Annotated in this window: 3 protein-coding genes; 2 read left to right on the top strand and 1 reads right to left on the bottom strand. The window is 74.8% G+C overall.

Annotation, left to right across the window (positions count from 1 at the left end; genetic code table 11):
- Positions 1-235: 235 nt before the first annotated feature.
- Positions 236-1,033 (bottom strand): electron transfer flavoprotein subunit beta/FixA family protein, encoded by a 798-nt coding sequence (locus tag HGA02_RS09305; protein ID WP_168678774.1) that lies wholly within the window; start codon positions 1,031-1,033, stop codon positions 236-238.
- Between the two features lie 131 nt (positions 1,034-1,164).
- Between HGA02_RS09305 and glgX the strand changes: the two genes are divergently transcribed.
- Both glgX and HGA02_RS09295 read left to right on the top strand, forming a co-directional pair.
- On the top strand, positions 1,165-3,381 hold the full coding sequence (glgX, locus tag HGA02_RS09300) for a glycogen debranching protein GlgX (RefSeq protein ID WP_168678773.1): 2,217 nt from the start codon (positions 1,165-1,167) through the stop codon (positions 3,379-3,381).
- 40 nt (positions 3,382-3,421) lie between these two features.
- Positions 3,422-5,080, top strand: coding sequence for an FAD-binding dehydrogenase (locus tag HGA02_RS09295; protein WP_168678772.1), 1,659 nt, complete (start codon positions 3,422-3,424; stop codon positions 5,078-5,080).
- The last annotated feature ends 252 nt before the right edge of the window (positions 5,081-5,332 follow it).

Raw genomic sequence — 5,332 nt, 5'->3', positions numbered from 1 at the left:
AGCTCGGCGAGGACGTCGGCCGACGGCTCGGTGTCCGCGGGCCACACGCCGTGCACGCCGGCGCCGTCGGCGAGGGACGCGGCGAGCGTCGCGATCTCGCGGACGGGGCTGCGCAGCGCGCCCTCGGGCGTGTGGTCGAGCAGGACGAGGACGGGCGCTGTCGTTCCGGTCACGGCGTTCTCGATTCTCGGGTGGTGCGAGGTGCCCGGGCGTCCGGGCGGTACGGACGGGAGGCTCAGACGAGCTTGTTCTCGACGAGGTAGCGCGCGAGCTTCACGCCGGCCTCGCCGTCGTCGGTGACGAGCACGCGGTTGTCGCGGGCCGGGCGGGCCGCCGCGGAGACGACCTCGGTGCGCGCACCCACGGCACCGACGGCCGACGCGTCGAGGCCCAGGTCGGCGAGCGTGAGCGTCCTGACGGGCTTCTTGCGGGCGGCCATGATGCCCTTGAAGTTTGGGTAGCGCGGCTCGTTGGCCTGGTCCGTCACGGACACGACGGCGGGCAGCGGCGCCTCGAGGACCTCGGTCGCGTGGTCGAGGTTGCGGCGCACGCGCACGGTGCGGGCCGCGGCGTCGACCGTGAGCTCGGCGCCGAGCGGCAGCGCGGGCAGGTCGAGCAGCGTCGCGAGGGCCGTCGGCAGCAGCGAGGTGAGGCCGTCGAGCCCGGCCATGCCGGTGACGACGAGGTCGACGGGTTCCTGCGCGGCGAGGTGCTGCACGGCGGCGGCGAGCACGCGCGCGGTGCCGATCGCGTCGGACCCGGCGATCGCGTCGTCGACGACGTGCACGGCCTCGTCGGCACCCATCTGCAGGCCCTTGCGGACCGCGTCGGCGGCGTCGTCCGGGCCGATTGTCAGGGCCACGACGGACCCCTCGCCGAGGGACTCGACGAGCGCGAGCGCGGCCTCGAGGGCGTTCTCGTCCAGCTCGTTGAGCGTGCCGTCCCCGCCGTCGCGCACCGCGCGACCGTCGGGGCCGAGGGCCCGCTCCGACTGGATGTCCGGGACGTGCTTGACGCAGACGACGATCCTCACGGCGGAGACGTTACCGCCCGCGACGCCCGCCCCGGTCCGCCGTGTCGAGGGGCGGAAGGGTGGCGGAAGCGCACCGCGTGACGTCGTCACGAAGCACGCACGACGCACGGGTGTCACGTCCGTCCAGCACAATGACGGGTGTGAGTGCGACCGCCCCGTCCCGACGGCCGCCCCGGCTCGGTGTCCACGTGACCGACGAGGGGGTCGACGTCGCGGTGCTCGCGTCGCACGCGACCGCCGTGGAGCTGTGCCTGTTCGACGGCGTCGAGGGGACGCTCACCGAGCGCCGGATCACGCTGTCCGGCCCGGTGCAAGGCGTGTTCTCGGCGTCGGTGCCGGGCATCCGCCCCGGGCAGCGTTACGGGTTCCGGGCGCACGGTCCGTGGAACCCGGCGGCGGGCCTGCGCTACAACCCGCGCAAGCTGCTGGTCGACCCGTACGCGCGCGGCCTCGTCGGCGACGTCGAGCACGTCCCGCAGACGTACGGCCACGTGGTGGACGACGACCTGCACGGCGACCCGTACGGCCCGGCTGACCACCGCGACTCCGCGGGGCACGTGCCGTTCTCGGTGGTCGTCGACACGCGCGACCTGCCCGGGCCCGACCCGGCGGCGAACCGCCCGTGGACGCCGTGGTCGCGCACGGTCGTGTACGAGGCGCACGTCAAGGGCCTCACGGCGCTGCACGACGCCCTGCCCCCGGAGCTGCGCGGCACGTACGCGGGCCTCGCGCACCCGGCGGTCGTCGACCACCTGCTGGGGCTCGGCGTGACCGCGGTCGAGCTGCTGCCGGTCCACGCGTTCTCCTCGGAGCCGCACCTGGTCGAGAAGGGCCTCACCAACTACTGGGGCTACTCGACGCTCGGCTACTTCGCGCCGCACGCCGCGTACGCGACCAAGGAGGCGCGCGCGCTCGGGCCCGACGCGGTGCTGGAGGAGGTCCGCCGCGCCGTCCACGGCCTGCACGAGGCCGGTCTCGAGGTCCTGCTCGACGTCGTCTACAACCACACGTGCGAGGGCGGCCTGCCGGGCCAGCACCTGTCGTGGCGCGGGCTCGACTCGACGCTGTACTACGCGCACGACGGCGGCGTCCCGGCGCGCCTGGCCGACGTGACGGGCACCGGCAACACGCTCGACTTCCGCCGCCCGGCGGTCGTCGGCATGACGCTCGACTCGCTGCGCTACTGGGCGGACGTCGTCGGGGTCGACGGGTTCCGGTTCGACCTCGCGGTGACGCTGGGCCGCGACGCGGACGGCTTCACACCCGACCACCCGCTGCTCGTCGCGGCGCAGGTCGACCCGAGCCTGCACGGTCTCAAGCTCGTCGCGGAGCCGTGGGACGTGGGCCCGGGCGGCTGGCGCACGGGGCAGTTCCCGCCGCCGTTCGCGGAGTGGAACGACCGGTTCCGCAACGCGACGCGCTCGTTCTGGCTCGCGGACCCGGCGCGTGCGGCCCACGGCCTGCCGGGGCACCGCGTGCGGGACCTCGCGACGCGTCTCGCTGGCTCGGTCGACCTGTTCGGCCACACCGACCCGCCGCTCATGCGGGGCCCGGCCGCGTCGGTGAACTACGTGACGGCGCACGACGGGTTCACGCTCGCCGACCTCGTCGCGTACGACCACAAGCACAACGCGGCGAACGGCGAGCAGAACCGCGACGGCACGGACGACAACCGGTCGTGGAACCACGGGCTCGAGGGCCCGGTGCACCTCGAGGGGCCGGGCGCGGACATCGTGCCGCTGCGCCGCCGCTCGATCCGCAACCTGCTCGCGACACTCGTGCTGTCCGCGGGCACGCCGATGATCACGGCGGGCGACGAGCTGGGCCGCACGCAGCACGGCAACAACAACGCGTACTGCCAGGACAACGAGACGTCGTGGGTGAGCTGGGACCTCGCGCCCTGGCGCAAGGACCTGCTGACGACGGCCCGCTGGCTGCTGCTGCTGCGCCGCGAGCACCCGGCGCTGCGCGCGGACCGGTTCTACTCGGGCCGGCCGCTGCTGCCGGACCGTCGCCCCGACCTCGCCTGGTACGACGCGCTCGGCACGCCGTTCGACCACGCGCGGTGGCACGACCCGTCGGTGCGCACGCTGCAGATGGTGCGCACGGCTCCCCCGCCCGACGACGACACGGTGATGCTGGTCGTGAACGGCGCGCTGGACTCGGTGACCGTGGTGCTCGCGGACGAGCACGGGGGTCGCTGGCGGCTCGCGTGGGACTCGGTGTGGGAGCGTCCGGGCGACGAGCGGGCCGAGGCGATCGCCGGCAGCCTGCACGCGGAGCCCGGGGAGTCGACGGTCATGGAGCCCCTGAGCATGCGCGTGTACGTCCTCGACCGCGCGGAGTGACGGCCTTCTGGACGACCGTCCAGACGTGTACCGTCGCGACATGACGCACTCCCACGACGTCGTGGTCGTCGGCGCGGGCCTCGCGGGCCTGGTCGCCACCGCCGAGCTCCTCGCGGCGGGCCGCCGCGTCGTCCTGCTCGACGCCGAGAACGCCGCGAGCCTCGGCGGGCAGGCGTTCTGGTCGTTCGGCGGGCTCTTCCTCGTCGACTCCCCCGAGCAGCGTCGGCTGGGCATCAAGGACTCGGCCGAGCTCGCGCTCGCCGACTGGCTCGGCTCGGCGGACTTCGCCGACGACGGCTCGGACCGGTGTGGACGCGCGTGGGCGGAGGGGTTCGTCGACTTCGCCGCGGGCGACCTGCGGCCGTGGCTGCACGCACAGGGCGTGCGCTGGTTCCCGCTCGTGCAGTGGGCCGAGCGCGGCGGGTACACCGCGGGCGGGCACGGCAACACCGTCCCGCGCTTCCACGTCACGTGGGGCACGGGCCCGGGCATCCTCGAGCCGTTCGTCCGGACGCTCCTCGACGCGCGCAAGGACGGGCGCGTCGACGTGCGCTTCCGGCACCGCGTGACGTCGTTCGTCACGACCGACGCCCGCGTCACGGGCGTGCGCGGCGACGTGCTCGTCGACGACGGCGTCGCCCGCGCGGTGCCGAGCTCGCGCGAGGTCGCACGCCCCTTCGAGATCGAGGCGGCCGCGGTCGTCGTCGCGACAGGCGGCATCGGAGCGAACCACGGCCTCGTCCGCGCCACCTGGCCCGAGCACGCGGGCCGGCTGCCCGAGCGGATGCTGTCGGGCGTGCCCGACCACGTCGACGGCTCGGGCGTCGCCGCGGCACGCGAGGCGGGCGGCGCCGTCGTGCATCCCGACCGCGCGTGGCACTACCCCGAGGGCATCACCAACCACTCGCCCGTGTGGAGCCGGCACGGCATCCGCATCCTGCCGGGCCCGTCGTCGCTGTGGCTCGACGCCGACGGGAACCGCCTGCCCGTCCCGCTGTTCCCCGGCTTCGACTCGCTCGGCGCGCTGCGCCACATCACGTCGCGCGGCGACGACCACTCGTGGTTCGTGCTCGACAAGACGATCCTCGGCTCGGAGTTCGCGCTGTCCGGCTCGGAGCAGAACCCCGACCTGACCGGCAAGAGCGTCCCGCAGCTCCTCCAGCGTGTCCTGCCGGGGGCGGTCGGCCCGGTCGAGACGTTCGCGCACGAGTCGGAGGAGTTCCTCTGGGCGGACACGCCCGCCGAGCTCGCACGCCGCATGAACGCGCTCACCGGCACCGACCGGATCGACGCCGAGCGGCTCGAGCGCACGATCGTCGAGCGCGACCGCCAGGTCGCGTCCGGGCTCGGCAAGGACCTCCAGGTCGTCGCGACCGCGATGGCCCGCCGGTACGTCGTCGACAAGGTCATCCGCGTCGCCAAGCCGCACCGGCTGCTCGACCCCGCGCACGGCCCGCTCCTCGCGGTCCGCCTGTCGGTCCTCACGCGCAAGACCCTCGGCGGGCTGCACACCGACCTCGAGGGGCGCGTGCTGCGGCCCGACGGCGAGGTGCTGCCGGGCCTGTGGGCCGTCGGCGAGGCATCGGGGTTCGGGGGCGGCGGCGTGCACGGGCACCGCGCGCTCGAGGGCACGTTCCTGGGCGGCTGCCTGTTCACCGGACGGACGACGGGCCGCGCGCTGGCGTCGACCCTCGACTGACGGGCCGGGTCGCAGCCGTCCGCGACGGCACGTCGCACACCGGGCACATCCGCCCAGGTCGGGCGCGCGCGACCCCGGTGTGGCGGACACGGCTCCCGCACCGGATGCCCACCCCCACCGCCTGCGGATAGGTTCGGGAGCGTGACGACTCCCCCGAAGTCCGGCAGCCGTTCGCGCACCACCGCGCCCCGCCTCACGCCCGCCACCGAACCCGGTCCGGCCGCGTCCGGCACCCCCGTCGAGCCGCCGAGG

The organism is Cellulomonas septica (assembly GCF_012396155.1).
GTDB lineage: Bacteria > Actinomycetota > Actinomycetes > Actinomycetales > Cellulomonadaceae > Cellulomonas > Cellulomonas septica.
This window is presented reverse-complemented; position numbering and strand designations above follow the sequence as displayed.

Coding starts and splice junctions, on each gene's coding strand:
- HGA02_RS09295 (WP_168678772.1), top strand. CDS start 3,422: ATGACGCACTCCCACGACGTCGTGGTCGTCGGCGCGGGCCTCGCGGGC.
- glgX (WP_168678773.1), top strand. CDS start 1,165: ATGACGGGTGTGAGTGCGACCGCCCCGTCCCGACGGCCGCCCCGGCTC.